At 43.6% G+C, this 24496-nt stretch carries 21 protein-coding genes; 18 read left to right on the top strand and 3 right to left on the bottom strand.

Annotated elements, in window-relative coordinates:
* Positions 1-79: 79 nt before the first annotated feature.
* Complete coding sequence (locus G511_RS0103210; protein WP_156905134.1) at positions 80-463, bottom strand: hypothetical protein; 384 nt, start codon at positions 461-463, stop codon at positions 80-82.
* A 144-nt stretch (positions 464-607) separates the two neighbouring features.
* Between G511_RS0103210 and G511_RS0103205 the strand changes: the two genes are divergently transcribed.
* From G511_RS0103205 to cydX, 9 genes are all read left to right on the top strand, one after another.
* Positions 608-2035: an amidase gene (locus G511_RS0103205; RefSeq protein ID WP_028468347.1), complete on the top strand. Its 1428-nt coding sequence runs from the start codon at positions 608-610 to the stop codon at positions 2033-2035.
* Positions 2036-2107: 72 nt separating this feature from the next.
* On the top strand, positions 2108-3079 hold the full coding sequence (locus G511_RS0103200; RefSeq protein WP_036551062.1) for a C45 family autoproteolytic acyltransferase/hydrolase: 972 nt from the start codon (positions 2108-2110) through the stop codon (positions 3077-3079).
* 51 nt (positions 3080-3130) lie between these two features.
* Positions 3131-4717: an ATP-binding protein gene (locus G511_RS0103195; RefSeq protein WP_245573804.1), complete on the top strand. Its 1587-nt coding sequence runs from the start codon at positions 3131-3133 to the stop codon at positions 4715-4717.
* A gap of 249 nt (positions 4718-4966) precedes the next feature.
* Complete coding sequence (locus tag G511_RS0103190) at positions 4967-5413, top strand: DsrE family protein (RefSeq protein WP_028468344.1); 447 nt, start codon at positions 4967-4969, stop codon at positions 5411-5413.
* A gap of 23 nt (positions 5414-5436) precedes the next feature.
* Positions 5437-5991: a rhodanese-like domain-containing protein gene (locus G511_RS0103185; protein WP_028468343.1), complete on the top strand. Its 555-nt coding sequence runs from the start codon at positions 5437-5439 to the stop codon at positions 5989-5991.
* A gap of 281 nt (positions 5992-6272) precedes the next feature.
* Positions 6273-7586, top strand: a complete 1314-nt coding sequence (locus tag G511_RS0103180; protein ID WP_036551059.1) for an NAD(P)/FAD-dependent oxidoreductase — start codon at positions 6273-6275, stop codon at positions 7584-7586.
* 237 nt (positions 7587-7823) lie between these two features.
* Positions 7824-9392, top strand: a complete 1569-nt coding sequence (locus G511_RS0103175; protein WP_028468341.1) for a cytochrome ubiquinol oxidase subunit I — start codon at positions 7824-7826, stop codon at positions 9390-9392.
* On the top strand, positions 9385-10521 hold the full coding sequence (gene cydB / locus G511_RS0103170) for a cytochrome d ubiquinol oxidase subunit II (protein WP_028468340.1): 1137 nt from the start codon (positions 9385-9387) through the stop codon (positions 10519-10521). Before G511_RS0103175 ends, cydB begins: the two co-directional genes overlap by 8 nt.
* 12 nt (positions 10522-10533) lie before the next feature.
* A complete protein-coding gene (gene cydX, locus G511_RS24130; RefSeq protein ID WP_028468339.1) occupies positions 10534-10632 on the top strand; it encodes a cytochrome bd-I oxidase subunit CydX in 99 nt (32 codons plus the stop codon).
* A gap of 40 nt (positions 10633-10672) precedes the next feature.
* Here cydX and G511_RS0103160 read toward each other — a convergent pair whose 3' ends face one another.
* Positions 10673-12007 carry a sigma-54 interaction domain-containing protein gene (locus G511_RS0103160; RefSeq protein WP_028468338.1) on the bottom strand — a complete coding sequence of 445 codons (1335 nt, stop codon included), beginning with the start codon at positions 12005-12007 and terminating at the stop codon, positions 10673-10675.
* Between the two features lie 154 nt (positions 12008-12161).
* Here G511_RS0103160 and cydD point away from each other — a divergent pair, with 154 nt between their 5' ends.
* The 7 genes from cydD (at position 12162) to G511_RS0103125 (ending at position 21736) form a co-directional block, all read left to right on the top strand.
* Positions 12162-13898 (top strand): thiol reductant ABC exporter subunit CydD, encoded by a 1737-nt coding sequence (gene cydD / locus G511_RS21650; protein ID WP_051221491.1) that lies wholly within the window; start codon positions 12162-12164, stop codon positions 13896-13898.
* Complete coding sequence (locus G511_RS0103150; protein WP_028468337.1) at positions 13891-15516, top strand: amino acid ABC transporter ATP-binding/permease protein; 1626 nt, start codon at positions 13891-13893, stop codon at positions 15514-15516. Before cydD ends, G511_RS0103150 begins: the two co-directional genes overlap by 8 nt.
* A 154-nt stretch (positions 15517-15670) precedes the next feature.
* The gene (locus G511_RS21645; RefSeq protein WP_036551057.1) at positions 15671-16270 is read left to right on the top strand and encodes a TetR/AcrR family transcriptional regulator; all 600 of its coding nucleotides are present in this window, start codon (positions 15671-15673) and stop codon (positions 16268-16270) included.
* 167 nt (positions 16271-16437) lie between these two features.
* Positions 16438-17628, top strand: a complete 1191-nt coding sequence (locus G511_RS0103140) for an NAD(P)/FAD-dependent oxidoreductase (protein ID WP_028468336.1) — start codon at positions 16438-16440, stop codon at positions 17626-17628.
* 20 nt (positions 17629-17648) lie between these two features.
* Complete coding sequence (locus G511_RS0103135; RefSeq protein ID WP_051221488.1) at positions 17649-18071, top strand: helical membrane plugin domain-containing protein; 423 nt, start codon at positions 17649-17651, stop codon at positions 18069-18071.
* A gap of 171 nt (positions 18072-18242) precedes the next feature.
* Positions 18243-18947, top strand: a complete 705-nt coding sequence (locus G511_RS0103130; protein ID WP_028468334.1) for a DsbA family protein — start codon at positions 18243-18245, stop codon at positions 18945-18947.
* A gap of 293 nt (positions 18948-19240) precedes the next feature.
* Entirely contained in the window at positions 19241-21736 is a 2496-nt protein-coding gene (locus G511_RS0103125) for a bifunctional diguanylate cyclase/phosphodiesterase (protein ID WP_028468333.1), read from the top strand.
* A 152-nt stretch (positions 21737-21888) separates the two neighbouring features.
* Here the strand turns inward: G511_RS0103125 and G511_RS24610 are convergent, their stop codons facing one another.
* Complete coding sequence (locus G511_RS24610; RefSeq protein ID WP_211224854.1) at positions 21889-22134, bottom strand: hypothetical protein; 246 nt, start codon at positions 22132-22134, stop codon at positions 21889-21891.
* 40 nt (positions 22135-22174) lie between these two features.
* Between G511_RS24610 and G511_RS0103115 the strand changes: the two genes are divergently transcribed.
* Positions 22175-23713, top strand: a complete 1539-nt coding sequence (locus G511_RS0103115) for a methyl-accepting chemotaxis protein (protein ID WP_051221485.1) — start codon at positions 22175-22177, stop codon at positions 23711-23713.
* 272 nt (positions 23714-23985) lie between these two features.
* The gene (locus tag G511_RS0103110) at positions 23986-24489 is read left to right on the top strand and encodes a DUF3087 family protein (protein ID WP_028468330.1); all 504 of its coding nucleotides are present in this window, start codon (positions 23986-23988) and stop codon (positions 24487-24489) included.
* Positions 24490-24496 lie beyond the last annotated feature (7 nt).

The following is a 24496-nucleotide window of genomic DNA, read 5'->3' as shown; positions in this document are numbered from 1 at the left end:
TTAATATATCGAACATAAGACAATCCTGTTTTAGCAATCATCAAAAACTACTCTGTTATCCACTACCGACTATTAGCCTTTAGCCTTGTGGAAACCCAAGTGATTCGGCTGCGGTATCCAGCGGCTCTACACTGCCGATTTCTAAATCATTGCGCGCCCACCAATAGGTAAAGCCGTTATCCAGCATCCATTGTGCCATCCTGTCTAATGTTGACCACTCACGACAATCACCACGAGCACTGTTTAGGCGCAATGGCACACCATCAACATACACAATCGCAGCCCAAGCAAACGGGTGCTTATCAGGGTCACCAAAACCACCACCCTGCTTATTTCTATAGACTCGATAAGCTACTGCATAATCACCTATCCTCCCTTGGTCACGTACAAAAGAAAGTTCGGCTTGAGTAATATTTCCTGCTATTTGGAGGAAAGCCTCCAGACTCTCATTGTCATACATCATGATTCATAGTGTTGCTTTTTTAGCGAGATGATTTTACATTATGAGCCATGTTGTAAGGCTCGACAACCGGCGAATACGAAGTATCTATGCACTTCAAGCGGGTATACAGAAGCCATTAATAATAAGTCTAATAAAGGACTCTTGATGAAACTGGGCAATAAAACGGCTGTTGAACTCGTTGCAGATCTGCGCGCTCACCATATCTCAGCGACAGAGCTTCTCGAAGAAACAATCCTACATGCAGAGCATGTCGCACAAGCTTATAATCCATTTTCTATCAAACTCTATGAGCGAGCACGCAAAGCAGCGGCTCATGCAGACGAGCTATTAGCCAAAGGCTTAGGAGGGCCGTTATGCGGCCTACCTATTACGATTAAAGACTCTCAATGGCTGGAAGGTGTTCCCTGCACTAATGGCTCGCGCACACAACAAGACTTTGCTCCTCACGCCACTAGCGCTGCAGTTCAACGCTTAGAAGAAGCCGGCGCTGTTATCTTCGCTAAAACGACTTGTCCAGAGTTTTGTTTAACGGGTACAACCTCATCCGAACTTTACGGTACAACCTCTAATCCTTGGAATACTGAGCGCACCTGTGGAGGCTCTTCAGGCGGCGCTGGTGTGGCCGTGGCCGCTGGAGCGGGTACGTTATCTCTTGGTGGCGATGGCGGCGGGTCGATTCGTATTCCTGCTGCATTTTGTGGCATTGTGGGCTTCAAGCCTTCATTCAAAGCGGTACCTCGTGAACCCTGCTTTCCTTCATGGAGCACCATTGTTTCCTACGGCCCAATGGCGCGCAGCGTAGCAGATGTACGCTTAATGTATTCTGTGGTTGCAGCTAATAATGATGACAAAGCCTATGTAGATGATCTTGCTGCTCATGCACATAATCCTTTAACGCTGTCTGGTCAAAAAATAATTGTCTCCGAAGACCTTGGCTTTGCACCCATCGATGATGATGTGCGCCTGACCTTTCGCGAGATAGTTAGAAAGCTAAAAGAAGCCGGTGCAGAAATCGTTTACGACCACCCGCACCTGCCTTCATCCGTTGTTGCTTGGGCAACATCTGCTCACTACGACTCATGGAGTTTCCAAAAGAAAAAAGATTCTCCTCTAAAAGACTTAGAGAAAGGCACTCTGGATACATTGCACTTTGGTGCGAGCCTTACAGAAGAGGAGTTTAACGCGGCAGAAGATCATCGTGAGGTTATCCATACAGCCTACACAACTATGTTTGAAAGAAACGCAAGCTCGTTTTTTATAACACCGACACTAGGCATTGAAGCATTTAAACATACTCGCCGTTACCCTAAATACGTGGGATCGACAAAAATTACTAATCCGTGGTTAGATTGGGTCTCTTTTCTCTATGATGCCAACCTCACTGGAATGCCTGCCTGCGCACTACCGATGGGGCTAGGTGATGAGAACCTCCCTTTATCCATCCAAGTAGCCGCGCCTGTTGGTAGCGATGCTTCGGTATTAGATATCGCAGAGCAGCTCGAAAGCATCATCGGCTGGGATAATTCTCCAAAAGATTCTTTAAAAGAGAAGAACGAGCTAGGTTCTAAATAGCAGCCGCCCTATGAGTATGCAATTGCCAGCACGTTCAATAAGCCAAGCAACACGTACGGAGATAGTATCTTAGTGAGAAACCTGCAGTTTGACGTGATCGATGAAGCAACCATCGGTAAGAAATTTGGCCAGTTATTTAACAAAAACTGGCCAGCTTATCGGGCCTGGTACTTGGATGATGGGGAAGAAGCACGCCCTAGTTATTTAGAGTGTATATCTGCATTACAAGAGCATATGCCAGAGCTTGTTCCCGTCTATCAGGAGATTCTCAAACTATTAGATTGCGATGACTTGCAAGCCAGATTTCTTAGCTTGTACTGCCCTCCAACCTTCTACTCCGCCTGTTCCCAGCTTATCTATAAAAAGGAGCAAACGGCACTAATCCGCAACTACGATTTTCCTGCATTTTTATGCGAAGGCACCATTTTCCGTACAAAATGGCTCGACAAGCAGGTAATAGCCATGGCGGACTGCGTATGGGGAGTATTAGACGGTATTAACGATGCAGGCCTAGCGGTTTCTATCAATTACGGTGGCCGTTTAATCGAAGGAAAAGGCTTTGCTATTACGCTTGTCGTTCGATACATTTTGGAAACCTGCCTCACAATTGAGGATGCCGTTGCCGTTCTGAAAAGAGTGCCTGTACATCTGGACTACAACATTGCCTTGCTCGACAAACACGGCAATCATGCCACTGTGATGATCGCGCCAGATAGGAAGCCATCGGTTACTCAGGAAATGACATCTACTAACCACCAAGACCCTATTGAAATAGGTAAGCCGCTGTTTCTTAAAGACTCAGGTACCAGATTAGATGCACTTAACTGGATTAATGCCAACCATGAAACCTCTTTAACAAATACTGTCACACAGTTTTTACACCCGCCGCTATACCGTCCGCACGACAGTAATGAGTCAGGGACTTTGTACACAGTAGTGTATAAGCCAGCAGCTGGGCATGTTAGCTACATTTGGCCGCAACACATGCTAAACCTAACATTCGACCATTTCCCTGAACAAACACTGGATATAAAGTATGCCTAGTAAGCTAAGCCCCTACTTTTTAAAAAAATTAAAGAACACTGCTGGAGCTGAATGACCTCTTTAATAACAAAAATAACATCACTACCGACCTATATTTTCAGATCTATTTTCTCAAAAAGAGATGAAAGAAAACTGGAAGAAAACACAACCGATGCAAAAGATAATAATAATGAGGACGAAATTATGAGTACGCCAGAAAAGCTTCGCGGTTTATCCGATATTTATCGTTTTTTCCGTAAGAACACCACACCTATTTACTTCGTTTCACCTACTGCCTATAACATTCTTGGCTTGGGACAGTGGGTTCAGGGGTTTAAATATATTACCCATTTCGACTCGTTTGATGGCGGTCACTTTCGCGTTACCAACCCGGAACAGAATACTGAAAGAGAATTTCAGTCGATGGAAGATATGGTTAATTACCTATTAAGCCATAAAGAATCTGTCGACCTATTTCAGAGAAACGGCGGTAAAGGCAAAATACTTACCGTTATGTTCGATGAAAAAACAGAAGAGATTGCCAAGAAGCTAGGGGTTGATATTGCGTTGCCTCCTGCAGAACTACGTACTCGCCTAGACTCTAAAATTGTCACTACTCAACTCGCTAATGAAGCAGGCGTTGCCAGTGCTCCCAACATTGTTGATGTTAAAGCATCAAGCTATCAAGAGCTGCGTGCCTTAGCGGCTGAAAATAATCTTGGAGAGAAACTCGTTGTACAAACCCCTTATGGCGACTCCGGCAAAACTACCTACTTCATTAGCAACGAAGCTGACTGGGAAAAAGTAGCCGATAAGGTTATTGGCGAAACGCTAAAGGTGATGAAGTACATCAATCACATACCGGGCACAGTTGAAGCTGTTGCCACACGTTGCGGTACCATGGTTGGGCCATTACAAACAGACATCACAGGTTATCAAGAACTAACACCCTATAAAGGCGGCTGGTGTGGAAATGATATTTTCCCTGAGATCCTAGAAGGAGCACAGCGCGACAAGATCATCGGCATGGTTAAAGCCATGGGAGACAAGCTCTACGAAACAGGTTATCGCGGTACCTTCTGCTTTGATTACCTCGTCGATACCGATGATGGCGAAGTCTACCTAGGTGAAATCAACCCACGCATCAGTGGTGCCAGCCCACTTACAAACTTAGTGACATCAAAATATGGCGGCATACCATTAATGCTGTTTCATCTACTTGAATTTATGGATGTCGACTTTGAAATTGATGTTGATGAGATTCAAAAGCGCTGGTCAGACTTTGGCAGCTGGACACAACTTGTACTCAAGCACACGACCGATGAAGTACGCTCAATCACAAAAGCGCCGCAATCAGGCATCTGGCGTATGCTTGATGATGGCAATATCACTTTTGTCCGTAACAGCATCGACTGGAACAATGTAAGTGACGGTCAGGATGCTTTTTATATACGTGTTTATAATGCCGGTGATTATGCGTATTTAGGTGCAGATATGGGAATCCTAGTTGCACGTGGGCGCATGCAAACAGATGACCGCCAATTGTTACCCCGCGCTCACAAATGGGTAAGAGCCATTAACGCAGAGTTTGAATACAAAACACTGGATGAACTAGAAATCCCACATATTCCAACTGATAACGTTCGAAAAATGATCTAGTTACCGGTCAATTAGGTTCTTTTAAACCAGTCCTTTAGAGCTAGTCCTTTGGCCGCTTTCTCAGAGAGCGGTCTTTTTTTGTACATTTCATACCCTTTTCTTTTGACACAGAAAACCTACACCAACCTGTTAGCCATATAAGCATTTCACTTTATGTTCTTTACATATCTATTTTAATTCAATATATTAGATAAATCTAATTTAATATCATCTAATTTATTACTCCTTCCCTTTATAGTGAGAACTGATATGAAATCAATCAAACACATTGCTGCAGCATGCCTAGTTGTCGGATCCTTATCTATCACAGCAGTACAAGCAGAAGATAGCGCCACGCAAGCAGATCAAGCGCTCATAATACTCACTAGCCCATCATTACAAACGCAAGGAATGGCGATGGTTTTAGGTAATGCAATGCAGGCAAAAGGAGTCTCTGTCGATGTTCTTTTGTGTGATAAAGCTGGCGATTTAGCCCTGAAAACCACCACAAGCACAACCTTAAAACCACGTAATGTCACGCCAGAGCAGCTTATGCTTAAGTTGCAAAAAAGTGGCGGTAATATCAGCGTATGCGCTCTTTACTTACCAAATAGCACCCACAATAAACAAGATTTACGTCAAGATGTCAGTGTTGCTACACCGCCACAAATGGCAAGCATGATGTCGTCAAGCAATGTGCGTGTATACAACTTCTAACCCGTTTGAAAGTGAGTTTTATCATGAAAAGCATCATCATACGCACCGTGCTCGCCACGTTACTCGCTGCACCACTGGGCTTAGCAAGCGCCGATGAAATAGGCATTAACCCACAAGACACTCAAGCGTTAATCAAACAAAATGAGAACGTCCTATTTATCGACGTTCGTGATCCAGTAGAGATTATGTTTATTGGTTTTACTGACGAAGTAGACCTTAACATCCCCTACTTAATGGTAGACCGCTCACAATGGGATAAACAAAAAAAGCGCTTTCGTCTTTATAAGAACCCTGACTTTATCTCTCAAGTGAAGGCAGCCTTAACAGCACAAGGGCTGGATGAAAATGCCACTATCATTACCATGTGTCGCTCAGGAAGTGAACGCGGTTTGCCCAGTGCTAAATTTTTAAAAGAGAACGGCTTTGCTAATGCCCACTATGTTATTAATGGTTTTCAGGGTGGAAAAGTGAAAGAGGGAGAGAAATCCGGCCTACGAATTAAAAATGGTTGGCAAAACGCAGGCCTTCCTTGGAAAGCCAAGCCAAACCCTGCCAAAATATACAGAACAGATAGATAACACCACAAGGGCTCTGTATCACAGAGCCCTCCTCATCGAAATAATTCACTCAGAAAACAGCACTCACTGTCATTAGTCATAACTGGCATTAATTGTGTCATTTCTAGCTCAAATCTACTGAACATATATTCACAAGCCCCTGAAAAACAAAATAAATCATTATTATCAACAAGCTATAACAATCAATTTTATGGCACAACACATGCTTGTCTTTTAGTTAGGGTGAATAATCTAACAACTCACACCCCATTTTATTGCACAAACCTAAAGGGTGAACAATTATGTCAATTAGCCGACGCAATCTTCTTATAACAGGTGCTTCGCTTGGCGCCGCATCAGCTGCAGGTATTTTAGGCTGGGAGCTAAGCAAATTAGAAACTCAAGCCCGCATACTCATCGCCGGAGGTGGTGCTGCTGGCATAGGTATCGCCAACAAACTCCAAATGTACTTAAAAGGTGCTCACATAACTGTCGTTGATCCTCGCCCGTATCATTGGTATCAACCTGGGCAAACGCTTTTGTTAGCCGGGGCTTATAAGACCCAAGCCGATGTTGTAAGCAGCAACCAACAATACATAAACTCTGATATAAAATGGATAACCGCAGAAATTAGTGAGTTTGATCCTGAGCATAATCAGGTGCGTACCAGTAAAAACGATGCTCTTAGCTACGACTACCTCATTGTCGCTACCGGCTTAGAACTACGCTACGACTTAATAGAAGGCCTGGATACCCAACAGATAGGCAAGGATGGTATTGCCAGCATTTATTTAAGTCCTGAGGCAGGGGTTGCTAGCCACCAGCAAGCGTTGAAATTTGCACAATCAAACGGTGGAGAGGCCGTTTTCACCCGCCCACATGGTGCGATGAAGTGTGCTGGCGCTCCGATGAAAGCAGCTAATTTAGTAGAGTATTTCGTTCGTAAAGGGGGTAAAAGAGAGCAGTTTAACGTTCATTACATGACCGCCGAAAACAGCCTGTTTGCCGTCAAAGTATTTAACAAACGTCTTCAAGATATCTGGCAAGAAAGGCAAATAACTGCGCACTACCAACACGAGCTTAAAGCAATTGACACCCAGAGTCAGAAAGCATGGTTTTCAACGCCCGATGGCACCCAAGCCCAGCAACCGTGGAACTTCATACATATTGTACCTCCCATGTCGCCTATTCCTGTTGTGCGTAATTCCGCACTGGCAGACAACGACAGGTTCAAAGGCTACCTTGAGGTCGATCAATACAGCTTGCAACACAAACGCTATCACAACGTTTTCGGTTTAGGTGACACGGTTGGCACTCCCATAGGAAAAACTGCTGCGTCAGTGAAAGCACAACTCCCTGTTGTTGCAAAAAACCTCTTATCACTCTTGCGTGAAGAAAAAGTGACTGCCCGGTGGAATGGCTACACCTCCTGCCCAATGATTCTTGATGTCGGACACGCGATGCTTTGGGAGTTCGATTACAGCATGCAGCCTGTCACCGCACTACCTTTTGAAGTTGTTGACCCTTTGGAAAAAAGCCAACTGGCTTGGGTAATGGAAAAGTCATTAATAAGGCCTGTTTACGACGTAATGCTTGAAGGCTACACACCTATTTAGCTGTTCGTAAAAACTTTTACTCATTTGTCACTTTTGTCAATAAATGACAAAACTTACATCGTGAATATCAAAAATCTATGTTCCTGCTATCAATAAGCCATTATTAGCAGGCTTTTAAGCACTTTTGTGTAGATAAAAACCTGGCATAGCTTGTGCTAATACCTGAGTAAGTTACTCAGCTTATTGTTCATTACTTCCGGCATAAGCCGGTTTTACATTTAACAAAGGTCGTGGTTTATGGTTTCCGAAACAGTTGTGGAGCTATCCCGCTGGCAGTTTGCCCTAACGGCGCTGTATCACTTTTTATTTGTCCCCCTGACTTTAGGGTTGTCATTCATGTTGGCCATCATGGAGTCCGTTTACGTGATGACCAACAAGCAAATTTACAAAGACATGACCCGTTTTTGGGGGAAGCTCTTTGGTATCAACTTCGCATTAGGCGTGACAACAGGCCTGACTATGGAGTTTCAATTTGGTACGAATTGGGCCTATTACTCACATTATGTGGGTGATGTTTTTGGTGCACCACTGGCCATAGAAGGGCTAATGGCTTTCTTTTTAGAGTCGACCTTTATCGGCTTATTCTTCTTCGGTTGGGACCGCCTCTCTCGGGTGCAGCATCTTTCAGTAACCTGGCTAGTTGCTATCGGCTCAAACTTCTCTGCCTTGTGGATTCTTATTGCTAATGGCTGGATGCAAAACCCGGTCGGTGCTTATTTCAATTTCGAAACCATGCGCATGGAGATGGACAGCTTTACAGAGGTGATTTTTAATCCGGTTGCGCAGGTCAAGTTTGTACATACCGTTTCAGCAGGCTATGTGACCGGTGCCATGTTTGTGTTGTCGATTAGCGCTCTCTACCTACTACTCAATAAAGACGTAGGCTTTGCAAGACGCTCCTTTGCGATTGCCTCAGCCTTTGGCCTAGCCTCTATCATATCGGTCATCATTCTGGGCGATGAAAGTGGCTATGAAGTAGGCGATGTACAGAAAGTAAAATTAGCGGCCATCGAATCTGAATGGGAAACACACCCGGCGCCTGCTGCCTTTACGTTGATTGGATTGCCCGATCAAGAAAACCAAACTACAGATTACGCGGTGCGTATTCCCTATTTGCTCGGTCTGATAGCCACCCGTTCAACTGATACAGAAGTCACTGGGATCAAAGATTTAATCACTGCCAGTGAAGTACGCATTCGTAACGGAATGATCGCCTATGGTTTGCTACAGAAACTACGAAATGGTGAAGACAATGCAGAAAACCGTGCCGCATTTAGCGCCGTAAGTGATGATCTCGGCTATGGCTTGCTATTGAAGCGCTTTACCGAAAATGTTGTTGATGCAAACGAAGAACAGATCAAAGCAGCGGCCCGGGACACTATTCCACAGGTGGCACCGATCTTTTGGACCTTCCGTATTATGGTGGCTTCCGGTTTTATCATGCTGCTAACCTTTGCCACTGCGTTTTACTACACAGCGCGTCGTCGTGAGCACAAGACTCCATGGTTATTAAAGCTCTGCCTTTTCAGCCTGCCTCTACCGTGGATTGCGATTGAAACGGGCTGGTTTATCGCTGAGTTTGGCCGCCAACCTTGGGCTATTGGTGAAATTCTACCGACCTACGTAGCCACATCAAACCTCACTGAAGCCGATTTATGGATGAGCATCGCAGGCTTTGCCAGCCTCTACTCACTATTTCTAGTTATCGAAGTTTACCTAATGATGAAGTATATCCGCAAAGGCCCAAGTGCATTAGAAACCGGCCGTTACGACAACGAACAGCAGGGAGGACTGCAGCATGTTTGATTACGAAACTCTGCGACTAGTGTGGTGGCTACTTGTTGGCGTCTTACTGATTGGTTTTGCTGTTACCGACGGTTTTGATCTGGGCGCAGCCATGTTGCTACCTTTGCTCGGTAAAACGGATACAGAACGCCGTGTCATTATCAACACCATAGCGCCACACTGGGACGGTAACCAAGTATGGTTCGTGACAGCCGGCGGTGCGCTTTTTGCAGCCTGGCCACTTGTCTATGCCACAGCATTTTCTGGCTTCTACTGGGCAATGCTATTGGTATTATTTGCACTGTTTTTTCGCCCCATTGGCTTTGAATATCGCAGTAAAATGCCTAGTCAGCGCTGGCGTAACAATTGGGACCGTGGCCTGTGTATAGGTTCTTTTGTACCCGCTTTAGTGTTTGGCGTAGCCTTTGGGAACTTGTTCCTAGGCGTACCTTTTAGCTTTGATGAATTTACCCGCCCAACTTATAGTGGATCTTTTTGGGCACTACTCAATCCATTTGCTTTGTTGTGCGGCCTAACCAGTGTGGTCATGCTTATTTCACATGGCGCTACCTGGTTACAAATGCGCGCGGGAGGCGAGGTACAAATGCGCGCCAGAACAACCGCCGCCTTAACTGCCCCAATGCTAAGCCTATTACTTATCTTTGCTGGCGTTTGGCTAGTAACGGCGATCCCCGGGTACGAAATTAGTAGTGCCGTTATAAGCGATGCCAGCTCGAATCCATTAAGTAAAACGGTAGCTCGCACCGATGACTGGTTTGCAAACTTTGCGACTTATCCACAACTCTGGTTACTGCCCGCTTTCGCAGTCGTCTTACCTTTGTTAACGAGTTTATTAACAAAACTAGCACTCTACGGCTGGGCGTTTCTAAGTAGCGCGCTATCAATAACGGCCATCATTTTACTGGCAGGCACTACGCTGTTTCCTTTCTTGATGCCATCATCGCTGGACTTAGCCAGTAGTTTAACCCTGTGGGACGCAACATCTAGCCAGCTTACGTTAGAAATAATGCTGTGGGTGGTGATCTTTTTTGTGCCGCTGATTTTGGCTTACACCGTTTGGAGTTACTACAAAATGTGGGGCCGTGTTGAACCAGAAGCGATCGAAAGCAACAGCATTTCATTTTATTAATAGGAGAACAGCATGTGGTATTTCGCTTGGGTTTTAGGGGTTTTACTCGCCTGCAGTTTTGGCATTATTAACGCCATGTGGTTAGAAAGCCAGATGGAAGATGAAGAATAAAGCCGTGTACATAAACAACCGTAAACGGGCACTTACCCGTTTACGGTTCCAATTTGCGATACAAAGTACGCAAACTACAGCCGGCAATGTCGGCCACCAGCCCCTTATCCGGGTATGTTTGTAACAATGTATGTAAATATGTTTGCTCTAACTGCTCTAGGCTCAGTTTCTTCTCAGCTAAAAGCTGAAAAGCGCTTTCTGACGTTGCCTCCACTTCATCATGCCGTGTCACATTTTTTACCGGCAATAGGTGCAAGCTTTGCTGTATAACATCCACATCTATCTGATCATCATTACGCAATACAACCGCACGCTCAAGAATGTTTTTCAGCTCCCGGATATTACCCTTAAACGCCTGCTGGGAAAGCAACGCTTGCGCCGCTTCGGTCAAACTCAAAGGTTGATTCTCAGCGATGCGCAACAAAATGCTCTTTACCAGCAATGGCAGGTCTTCTTTTCGCTGTGCCAGTGCAGGCAAACGAATAGGAAAAGTACTGATTCGGTGATAAAGGTCTTCACGAAATTCGCCTTGTTCAACCATATCCAGCAAATCTTTATGCGTGGCACATACCAGCCTGAAGTCAGCGGCTGTCGGCTTACTGTCCCCCACTGGGCGAAAAGTTTTAGTTTCAATCAAGCGCAGCAGCTTAACTTGAAGATGCAGAGGCACATCTCCAACCTCATCAAGAAACAAGGTGCCACCATGAGCCGACTTCACCAGCCCTGTTCGTGTGTACGTAGCACCTGTAAAAGCACCCTTCATATGACCAAACAGCTCACTTTCAAACAGAGTGTCTGTCAAACCAGAACACTCAACAGTGACAAATGGCTTGTTTGCTCGAGGACTTGCCGAGTGAATGGCTTGAGCAGCCAACTCTTTACCCGTTCCCGAAGCGCCCATCAAAAGAACATTAGTGTTGGTTTTACCCACGCGCTGAATCAAATCAACCAGCCCGTTAAAAGCTTTACTACGCCCAATCATCTTATTGGCAATGGGCTCAGCACTCACCTCAAGAATCGGTTTCATAACTTCGATGAAGTAAGCACGCTGCTCTTCATCAACAATCGGGATAGTCTCTATCCCAACATGCTCTTTTCCTTGAGGCGTATTATGAATATGCAGCACACTGGCACGCTTACCGGTATCGCGCGCTTCTTGCATTGGGCATGTTTCACCCTCCAAATCGCAAGGGCGCTGGTAACCATGCGAGAGGTAATAACATTTTGCAGGGCCACGACCATCCAGCTCACCAAAGCGAAAATCATAGTTGCTATTAGTAGCCACCACGTTGTAATCAGCATCCACCAAAACCGCAGGGTCGTTATAGCTATCCAATACATTGCGCATTGTTTCCAACCAGCTAGCATTGGTCATAATCGTGCCCCGTCAATTTTGTCTTATGTATGACGATAATGACAAAAAACATAACGTTCTACCAGAAATCTTGCCCTAGCTTGCAAAGTAGCCGTGCTGATCAGCTTGTATTAGCGATCCTACGAAGAGAATATCTACATAAGAGCCATTTTATATGAAGAACAGCACAGCACTTTTATGTGACAGCCCTGATGCAAAAACGCTATTGCGTAACGCTGGCAAGATCGCGTACCACGAGAGCTTTTGGCTCACCTGCATCGGCATGATCCAAACTTTATGCACTATTGTTTTTGCCACCATCATTGCGCTACTCATTAATAGTGCGGTTTACCTGCAACAAAGCATTTGGCAGCAAACTCACTGGTGGTGGCTATTAACATTAGTACTCAGTATTAAAGCGCTTTTGCCACTCGTTCAATCTCGGTTGGCCGATAAAGCCAGCGGAAAAATACGTAATGCCTTACGCACAGCTACATTTAAACATTGCCAACAACATCACATTCACTTATTTCCGGCCTTTAGTGCTGCTGAGCTAAGCAGCTTAATCAGTACTGAAATTGATAGCACTCGAGACTACTTTGCAGAGTTTCTCCCGCAGCAACGACTCGCCGTACTGGCTCCTTTGTTAATTATCATTGCTTGCAGCAGCATTAACTGGCTAGTGCCGCTCATTTTTGCACTGACAGCGCCATTGGTTCCATTATTTATGATCATCGCCGGCCATAAAGCAGCAGAGGCCAGCCAACGAAGCCTGACACAACTCAACCGTCTAGGAAACTTACTTGCTGATCGCATAAAAGGGCTCAACGCTCTGCAGCTAGCCAGGGCAACAGCTCACGAACAACAGAGTGTCTATGAGCATTCCGAGTCTTACCGACGCTCTACTATGCAAGTGCTACGATTAGCGTTCTTATCAGGGACGTTACTTGAGTTCTTTAGTGCTATTAGCGTCGCTCTGGTCGCAGTCTATCTAGGGTTATTGTTTCTTGGGAAGTATCAAATAGGTACTTGGAGTGGCGAGATATCACTTGGGCACGGTATATTTTTGCTGATGCTAGCGCCCGAATTTTACTTACCACTTCGCCGCTTAGGTACACTATACCATGCCCGCGCCGATGCCATGAGTGTCGCTGAGCACTTGTTGCGTTTATTTAGCAATAATCCGTCTAACAACAATACCCCTGCAAAACATCCACTTACAGACAGCCACCATAAAAGTTTACCAATACAAATCCACATCATTACGCTTCGCAACTTACAAGCAGCACGACACGGCCAACTCCTTAATAAACCGCTTAACCTAACGCTAACACCCGGACAAAGTGTTCTATTACGCGGCCCTTCTGGTATAGGAAAAAGCACCTTGCTGGATACGTTAGCGGGTTTTTTACCGATAGCAGCAGGCCAACTGCTCATAAATCAGCAGGCTAGCGACGTTTTTAATCATGCGTCATGGCAAAGCAGAATAGGCTATATGGCACAGCAACCAGAATTGTTGTTTGACAGCGTTCGTCACAACCTTTGTCTGGGCAGAGCATTTACTGATGAACAGTTATTTGACGCTCTAGAGGCGGCACAAGCTGGTGCTCTGGTAAGAGGGCTTCCTAAGCAGCTGGATTATCAGATCAGTGACAGCGGCGGTTACTTATCAGGAGGACAGGCGCAGCGTATTGCGTTGGCACGTATATTTTTGCACCAGCCAGACCTGCTCTTACTGGATGAGCCGACAGCCAACTTGGATGACGATACCGCCGACCTGTTTTTAAAAGCTCTGCAACAATTTACCCAGCAAGGAGGCATGCTAATCATGGCAAGCCACCGCATCAGTGATACGGCATTTTTTCAGCAAGTCATCACCCTACATAGTAAAGAGGAAGCCACTGATGCCTAGGTTAGTAGCACGCTATTTCAGCTTATTGTGGGAACAACGTTCAATGGCCGTTATTGGACTATTACTGGCAACCATTACCGCTATCGCAGGGATTGCACTGCTGGCAGTATCAGGTTGGTTTATTAGCGCCACAGCATTGGCAGGGTTGAGTATCGCAGGAGCCCACAGCTTTAACTACTTTGCTCCGGGCGCTATTGTCAGGGGCTTATCGATAACACGTACCGTGGGCCGTTATGGCGAACGAGTCACAACTCATGAAGCGACGTTACGTGTGATATCCAAGCTCAGAGCAGAACTGTTCAAAACAATAGCCAAGCAAAACTGGCAAGAAAACCCACTCAATAGCCACGAAACCAGCAGTCGCTTATTAGAAGATATTAAACATGCCGAGGCACTGTATTTGTCAGCACTCGTTCCAGGCTTGGTGATGCTCTTGTGTTGTCTGCTGTATCTTTTCGCCATGGCTGTTTTTTTACCTAATAGCGGTATTTGGTTAGTGCCATTAGTACTCACCTCAATCTTATTCATGCCTTGGCTATACCTGCGTAAAGTACTGGCACCGCAAAACAAACTCCATCGAGAACGTAACCTACAATGGAGCACCGCAAGCTCTATATTCAATAACCTACGCTTACTCATCCTGCATCAGCGCCTTGAAAAAACAGGCTCTGCGCTACTGGATCAAGCAAGTATTGCCGACTCTACCGAAAAACAAACCAGCCTTGCCCGAGAAGCCGTACTTTCAATCAATCAAGCCATTTTAGCCATACTCACGCTCGTTGTTCTCTGGCAAGGGCTGCTCGCTTTATCAGCAGCACAAATTGAAGGTTCCCAACTATTTATGTTGCTGTTATTGACGCTGGGCACACAAGAAATCATCTTAAACGGCACCAGTGCATTGGCAAATTTTGGGCTGGGGTACGCCGCGCTAGAAAGAATTGATAACCTTTCTCCCTCTCACGCCCAACCTGAGAGTGAATATGGGTCTAGGCAATTTATTGATACACAAAATATTTCAGTACAATTCTCTAATCTAAACTATCAATACCCTCAACAAACTCCAGCAGTCATTTCGCAGCTCAGCGGCACACTAACCGCTCCCCATTGGTATTGGTTAACAGCGCCTAGCGGGCATGGAAAAACAACATTGCAGCACTTGCTAACAGGACGCCTTACACCTAGCTCTGGAAATATAAATATTCACGGTAGTCATGCTGAGCAAATCAACAGCATGCCTCAAAAAATCGACCTTTTACGTGGTACTGTGCGATACAACCTCTGCTTGCACCAGACTCATACTGATGAAGCCCTGATTAAAGCACTTACGCTGGTAGAACTAGATGATTGGCTACAACAGTTGCCCGACGGGCTCAACACCTGGCTTGGCCATGGTGAGCGCATGCCATCGGGAGGGGAGTTAAAGCGGCTCGGTATTGCGCGATTGCTACTCCAAGATAGCCGTATATTATTATTAGACGAGCCTACGGCTGGTATTGACCAGCCACGAGCAACACGCATACTCAACAAACTACATCAACACTGGGCAGGAAAGCTTGTCATCATCAACAGCCATGACTCATCATTGATAAGCAGCTCAGACAAAATATTCAATTTCTAATTATATATCTAACTCATTTTGCTATTTTAATGCTCACATAACATAGTCGTTTTGTATGATATGTGGGTATTGGACAGCAGATCAACACAAGGAAAGCATGCTACAATCTTGCACTATCAATTATTGCTACGTTTAAAGTGTATATGGAACAACGATGACCGCACCTGTACAATCCGTTTTCTTTAATGAACTACCGCTTCGTAACGCACAAACCCTCACAACCGCTTTACACCTCTTCACCGCTAAAGGCTTTTTTAAAACATCTGTGCACGACATTGCGGAGCACGCTCAAGTTTCTATCGGTTTCATTTACCATCATTTTAAAGATAAAGAAGGCATCGCGAGGGCTTTATATAATCACTTGCTTGAGCACATGAATGTACTTATAGACCACATTGAAGCCTCTTTTCAAACGGCGAAAGAACGCAGCTATGCCATTATTCGAACATTGTTTGATTTAACAGAAAAGGAGCCGGAGGTGATGCAGTTTATCATTCATGCTCGCCACAAAGAGTTTCTCCCAAATGAGAAGTCTATTTGCTCAGCTTCCGCTTTTGTGCGCATGAGATCCTTCGTATTTCAAGGTATTGAAAGCAAAGAAATTCGTGAAATGGACCCTCTTGTAGCAGCCATGATTGTTTATGGTGGTGCTATCAGAATGATCTGTCTACGCCTTGATAATGTCATAGAAGTGCCACTTCCCGACATGTTAGATGATCTATGGGTGAACACTTGGGGCGGGCTTGACCCGTAATTTTTTCTAACATAACATTAAAAACGAATATTCGTTCTGTTTTGTATAAAAAGCGCTTTTCGAGTGCTTTTTTATATCCACCAAACAGAATGAACGTTCGTTTTGTTTTAGTTGTATTCACATTCAACCGTTGCCATCAATAAAAAATATAAAATGGAGTACGCAGCATGAAAAAACGCATTCTCGTTATTGGAGGAGGTATTGGCGGCACCATGACCGCTAACCATCTTGTAAGCAAACTCTACCCAGAGATAAGCAGAAACAAAGTTGAGGTCTCTCTACTTTCAAACTCGCCATGGCACTACTACAAACCTGCATTTATGTACGTTGCCTTTAATAAGTTTTTTAAAGATGAATTGCGTCGCCCACAGCAGAGCCTGTTAAGACCCGAAATTAACTTCATTGTCGACGAGGTTGAATCTTTTGAGTTCAATGCAAACAGGGTGCGCTGCTCCAGCGGAAAATTCTACGATTACGATTACTTAGTAATATCTACAGGTTGTCTACCCGCACCAGAAAGAATCGAAGGGCTAAAAGAAGCTGGCGATCACTTTTACCAATATGCGCCTGCTAAAGCCTTAGCTGAGAAATTAACAACAATTAAAAAAGGTCGAATTTTTGTTACTGTTAACTTTCCTCAGACACCTAATGTACCCCATCAATGTGGTATTGCGCCGATCGAGACCACATTAATGCTCGATGATTTATTACGTAAAAGAGGCGTTAGAGACAAAGTAGAAATTGTTTATACTTATCCTACCGTCTCTCAGCTGCTACGCAATTGCTTATTTATGCAAAAAGATACATGTGAGGTTCTACCCACAATTTTTGAGCAGCGTGATATTAAATATCAACACGGCTTTTCTCTATCTCACGTTGACCCTGATAAGAAAATTGCATACTCACATGAAGGCAAAGAAGAAAACTTCGACATTTTGATGGCTACTCCGCCTATCCGCGCCGTTGATGCGGTGATTAATTCAGGCGTATCTCAAGCTCAAAATAATGAAGGCTGGCTACCAACAGACCATGAAACCATGGAAGTTTATGGTTTAAATAATGTATTTGTACTGGGTGATACTGTCGACCTTCCCGTCAGCAAAGCCGGCGGCTCTTGTCATAGCCAATCACCAGTCATCGTCAATAACATTGCCTCACATATCCGCTTAGGACGACTATGCGATCAATACGATGGACGAGTGGTCGCAATTGCACAAATGGGCCTAGAAGATGGCATGCCACTTTGGTATGACTACTCTTCAGACGTTCAGCCAACACCTCCTAATAAACTCGGTGGACTCATGCGCAAAAGCTTTAATAGAGGCGTCTATTGGTCTGTAGCTCGCGGTTTGGTTTAAGTGATTGACGGAGACAAAAAATGAACACCCAAAATGAAAATATCGAAGATATAACTAACACTAACAACCTTCTTACTAACCCTGACGCACAGGAAGGATTGGTGGAATTAATTCAAAAGCTAGAGCCTCTATTAGCAGGCCGTCGGCTCAACAGGATTGTTGACCTTATGTCAGTCACCGCTGATGTTGTTGATATGACCGACGACTATATGATTGAGAAGCTTTGCAAAAGCTATGAAGAGGTCATTGGTGGTGCTTGGACTGCTGGCAACATCGTGCGTATGGCTGGAAATGAAGTTCGACAAATGGAGGAGCCTCCTACTCTATGGTCGCTTCTAAAAACCGCCAAAGACCCTGAAGTTCGTCGCGGCTTGGCATTCATGTTGATGATGGCCAGAGGAATAGGTAAGCAAATGAACCAACCTTTGCCAGAATATGATTGAAGGAATTTAGCTATGATGAGCCAATATAAAAAATTTTGGCTCATTCAGTTATCTCATTACCTTCCCTAGCGTTAGTTTTATAAACGCTCAAACAACTCTACGCAGATATTCTTAAACCAGTTTTTAACTCACTCCCTATCCAACACATAAGCTATTTACTAAGAGGCAATCATGACTCCATCTCAGCTGATATATGTTACAGACCCGCTCTGCCTTTGGTGCTACGGAATGGCTCCTGCATTAGATTCTTTTTATAACAACCTACCCGATGAGCTTAACTGTATCACAATCAACGGCGGTCTTTTTCCTGACTCACGAGCAAGAGTGACTGATATAGAATTTCGTGAATACTTAAAAAACGCAGCTCAACATGTAACGGCCAAAACGGGGCAAGTGTTTAGTAAATCTTTTTGGTCGCTTTTAGAGACTCAGGGGTTTCGATACGACACAGAGCCTAGCGCAAGGGCATCGGTGGTAGTCAAATCCCTCACAGATGAAACCCACATGCGCCAATTTATCCACGCCCTACAACGCGCTGTGTTTATTGACGGTATCAACCCGAATATCACTGACAACTTATCATCAATAGCTGAACAATCGGGTATTGAGAAAGGCAGCTTTATAGCATCTTTCAATGATCCTACTAGTCTTGAAGCAACTCACAATGAATACGCTCTGGCTAACAAAATGGGCGTTCAAGGGTTTCCTGCTCTTATTTATCAACATCAAAAACGTGCCTACAGTCTCGCTGCTGGATACGCTCCTTTGGAAGAACTTCAAACCGCTCTCAATTGGGCTAGAAGTGAATCTAATCAACCGACGGTTATCTCGAAGAAAAACACCAATGTGTGTAATAGTCAAGGATGTTCAATTTAAATAAAAAAATCAGCTAGACTCAGCTTTTTAATATGCAGAGTCTAGCCCACTCTCGCTAATAGCCCGAAGCACCCGAGCATACACAACACCGTCCTAATAAAACCTAACCTATTGTTCAAGAATAGGTATTCCTGCAAATACCTAAAAATAGTGCGAGTTATCTCAATGTGAATTCTTATAACCTAGTCTATAGTCAAAGAAGCATCGGATGCTTTTTATTACATGCTAGTTATACGTTTTTGCGTGTTAGTAGCGCAGACAATTTTGAGTGATGCTGGAACCCTATTAGAACGATGAAAATAATATCCGATCAGAAACTTATCCGTCTTATCAAAGTGGCTCCAGTTCTGGTCGTTGGGGTTTTTATCATATTGCTTAGTACTATCATCATTTATAACAATCATACGAAAGCAAAAAGTGATATCGCCTCGCTACGCGATAACTTTATGGCTCTTCAAAAAGCAGTTGCTAAAAGCCAGATCGATCAAGTTTTTCAAGATATCCAGTTCGAGAAAAACCAAACTAAAAACACCCTTAAAAATGACATTAAGCAACGTGTTAATGAAGCTTATGCAATTACTGAAAGCATTTATCAACAAAATCAAGATAAACCAGAAGCAGAAGTAACCCAACTAATAACTGACAGCTTACGCCGAATCTCCTTCAATGGTGGCCGTGGCTACTTCTTTATCTATAAAACTAATGGCATCAATGTGATGCACCCTCTACTCCCTCAGATGGAAGGCACATCAAAATGGGACCTGAAAGATATAAGAGGCCGTTATATCGTCCGGGAGATGGGAGAGTTAGTTAAAACCAATGGCGAAAGCTTTTATCATTGGTGGTTTGTTAAGCCTCAAGATAAAAATCATCAATTCGAGAAAATAGGCTTTGGAAAGTATTTTGCTCCTTATGACTGGTTCATAGGTACAGGTGAATACCTTGTCGATGTTGAAAATGATATCAAAGCACGACTACTAAAAAGGATCAGTAATATCCGCTACGGCGATAATGGCTATGTTTTTGTGATTGATTACCAAGGTAACTACCTGTCACATTTCAAAAAGTCACTTGTGGGTACAAACAACCTCGATGGAAGAGGGGCTAATGGCTTCCCCTTTGTTAGGAAAATCATTAATACAGCACAGCAAGGTGGTGATTATGTTCAATACATTGGTTCAGTTATGCCCACAACAGGCCTGCCTGCTAAAAAAATTAGCTATGTAAAAGGGATTACAGACTGGAACTGGGTTATTGGCACTGGCGTGTATATTAAAGAAGTCGAAAACTACTTAATGAAGCGAGAAGCCATTGTTCGCGACCAAAATAAGGATGAACTACAGAAAATCTTATTACTCAGTTTTTTAGCTACACTCATTCTAATTTTGGTATTAGTTTATTTAGGCCGCAGTATTTCTAGAAGGTTCGATAAGTTTCAACAACACATCAGCAGCAATATTGATGAATTGCAGCGCACCAAAGATCAGCTTCACTATGTTGCCCACCATGACGCTCTTACTCAATTGCCAAACCGCCTATTATTGAAAGAACGAATTACACAAGGTATCGAACGTTCAAAACTTAACAACACTCAGTTTGCTTTAATGTTTGTTGATCTTGATGACTTCAAGAAAATCAACGACCTTTATGGGCATTCTATCGGCGACAAATTACTTCAAGCGCTTAGTCATGAATTTGAAAGCATCTTACAAACAGGCGACAGTATTACCCGATTTGGTGGTGATGAGTTTATTTTTTGCTTTCCTGAGTTACAAGATTTAAGAGCAGCTGAGAAAAAAGTAGAGCGCATTCAGAGTATTTTTAGAAACTCATTTTCTATTGCGGGAAAAGTCATTCATTCCAGTTGTAGCATTGGTGTGACTATGTACCCCGATGATGGTGATGACCCAGAAAAACTGATTAGCAAATCCGATATCGTACTGTACAAGTCTAAGGAACGACAAAAGGGAGGGGTTCTGTTTTTTAATCCCCAGATCAACCAACAAGTACATAAGGACCTAAAAATAGAGTCCGCACTGCGGCTAGCATTGAAAAGAAACGAAATCAGCGTGGTTTACCAACCACAAATTATGATCCAAAGTGGTGAGATACATGGTGTAGAGGCACTCGTGCGCTGGCACAGTGAGCAGCTAGGGCATATCTCCCCCGTAGACTTTATTGGTATTGCCGAAGATACGGGGCTCATTCATGAAATAGGCATGTTCGTATTAGAGCAATCCTTAGCAGACATTAGCTATTTCAATCTCGATCAAGATCACACTATTGCTCTTTCTGTGAATCTTTCTCCACGGCAGTTAAATGCACCCCAATTCGTGGAAAGTCTCGTTGCTACTGTGTCAAAACACAATATAGATAATCAATTGATTACTTTAGAAATAACTGAGAACCTTCTCATTGAAGACTTAACCTATGTATCTCCAATATTGAAGCAGTTAAGGGATCATGGTTTCAACCTATCTTTAGATGACTTTGGTACAGGGTACTCATCACTCAGCTACTTAAGCAATTTACCCATCAATGAAATAAAAATAGACCGCTCATTTGTGAATAAGTTATTAACTAATAGTGAAAGCGATAATTTGGTGAGAGCCATCATTGCTATTGGTGAGTCATACCGACTCACGATGGTAGCGGAAGGTGTTGAGACCGCTGAACAACTCGCTAAACTAAGCAATTACCACTGCCATATTGCTCAGGGCTACTATTTTGATAAACCACTATCTCTAACTGACTTAACATATAAATACCGCGCAATAGTGGATAGCTAAAGACAAACGGCTTTTAACCTTTCTTCTGTAGACTTTAGCCAAGTTCATGGGGAACCTCACCCGCTCAAAGCATGCGCGTTTAGCGCTCATTTTCTTAATCTTTAGTTATTTAATACATAATCTATAATTAATGACTACAATAAGCGCATTGTTCAGCCAAGATACATAAGCAACGGAATATATGATTGCTGCACCGCAGCATTGCACGTATAGTACTTATCGTACTTATCGTACTTATCGTACTTATCGTACTTATCGTACTTATCGTACTTATCGTACTTATCGTACTTATCGTACTTATCGTACTTATCGTACTTATCGTACTTATCGTACTTATCGTACTTATCGTACTTATCGTACTTATCGTACATAGCAGTATTACTCTGAACTTTAAGCACCTCAGCACACCCAGAAAAATCTCTAAAGGAAGCAGAGAAAATGGCCAGCATTGAACGTAAATTTTCAAATGATGTAAGGTTAATTTCAACAACCGATTTACGTGGACATATTATTTATGCCAACCCCGAATTCTGTGAAGTTTCTGGCTACTCTTCTGAAGAGCTAATCGGTCAACCTCACAGTATGGTAAGACATCCAGATATGCCACCTGCTGCTTTTGCCGATCTATGGGCACACCTAAAAAATGACCAACCTTGGATGGGCATGGTTAAGAACCTTTGTAAAAACAAAGAGCATTATTGGGTACAAGCTTACGTTATGCCGCTTTTTGATATCAACGGCAAAAAAATTGGCTATCAGTCTGTACGCACACGCCCTACAGATGAAAAAATAGCACACGCTGAAAGCGTATATGCCAAAATCAACAACAATCCTAATATCAAAATACAACGCACCAATACGGCTAACAAACTCACAATTATTACAAGTATCTTAGCAGCCCTATTAGTCATCACCCACTTCGCACCTATAGCAGCACTTTTACAACATTCTCTGATTATAGTTTTAGCATTAATGCTAGTTATAAGCATTGCCTGGTTCACTACGCCTTTCAGAAAAGCATCCTCCTTCGCCGACGAAGTTTATGACAATAAGCTTGCCCAGTGGGTAATGACAGACAATATGAATGAGTCTGGAGCGGTGGAGTTATCACTATTAATGATGAGGGCCCGCTTAAGAACAGTGATAGGACGAGTAGAAGACAGCATCAACACACTGGCAGATGTCATGCAGCATACCAATGAGTCTATCGACCAAACCACATCAGGTATTGAGCAACAGGACCAAGAAAGCGATATGTTAGCAACGGCCGCTAACCAGATGTCATCAACCGCACATGAAGTTGCCAAAAATACGGCGCAAACATCAGAAGCCACGAAAAAAACAGCGGCACTGGCTAAAACTGGAAAAAGCAAAGTGGAAGAAATGGTATCTGGTATCCAGCTACTTGTAGAAGATGTACAAAACGCTAGCCATGCATCTTTAGAATTAAAGAAAGAAGCCATCTCAATTGAAGATGTTGTAAACATTATTAACGGCATTGCTGACCAAACCAACCTCTTAGCACTTAATGCTGCCATTGAGGCTGCACGGGCAGGAGAGCAAGGCCGAGGTTTTTCTGTTGTCGCAGATGAAGTCCGCGTACTGGCACAACGCACTCAACAGTCAACGAGCGAAATAAGACAAACCGTTGAATCTATCCAGGACAAAGTAGACCTTACTGCACAAGCCATGGAGCGCTGTCACCGACATGCGGCTACCAATATTCAATGCGCTGAAGAAGCAGGAGATGCTTTCCAAAAAGCCAATATGGCCATGGTAGAAATTTCTGATCGAAGCACTCAAGTAGCAGCAGCTTCAGAAGAACAAAGTGCAGTGTCAGAAGAGGTCAATCGTAATATTCACAATATCAGGAATATTTCTTCTAACAACCTAGCTGCTGCGGGTAAAACTGCCGACGCATCTAAAGACTTAAGCGAACTCATATTAGATCTTAAATCTACAGTCAAAGCGTTCTAGGCTCACTCCTATGCTACCTTTTAAGGTTAATAAACGCCTTAGAAGGTACTAGCGTACACTGCTTTAATCCTGTTTCGTTAACAATTGCAATGCTTCGCCACTTTCACAAAAGCGGGACATCGCTTGCTATATTCACAATAATGCGCTGCCAATAAATACAAATAATCAAATAAGTACCTGTGTATAAATGCTTTACTTTATACTTGTATAACATTGCTACCTGTTTTATTTCTGCCCACTTCATTCACACATAAACCGGAATTACTAAACCAATGCAGTTGGAAGATATTGATAAAGCCCGTTACAACAAGCATATAAAAATCACATTTATTGCTATCTGCATTTTCATGCTCGCCGTATCTTTAACGGTATCCTCCCTACTCATCCATTTTTGGGGAGGCCCTGAAGGAGAAAACCTACATTGGAATATAGCGGGAGTCATCATCGCTGCTCTTTTGCTAGCGAAAATACTCACTGCTTACAAACAACACCCCTTTCTTTACGAAGCGGTGTATATGCGTAAAGTAAAAGCTGAGCTGAACCGTATCTATCGAAAGCAGCGAAAAATCAAGGAAGCTGCAGCCGCAGGCGATGCACGAGCCATGGCAATTTTAGATTTCAGCTACCGTGCCTCTAGGCATGTTTTTGAATTAGACAACAACACCATCACACTCGATGACCTCACTAAAAATCAGAATGATTTACTAACATTACAACAGAAATTCAATATCGAAGATTTAGCGCCTTATCAAGCGGAATGGGTTAAAGAATATTAATCATCGT

Origin of the sequence: Neptunomonas japonica DSM 18939 (assembly GCF_000422765.1) — a bacterium.
Taxonomy (GTDB): domain Bacteria; phylum Pseudomonadota; class Gammaproteobacteria; order Pseudomonadales; family Balneatricaceae; genus Neptunomonas; species Neptunomonas japonica.
The sequence above is the reverse complement of the archived record's forward strand: the minus strand, read 5'-3'. Positions and strand labels throughout refer to the sequence as shown.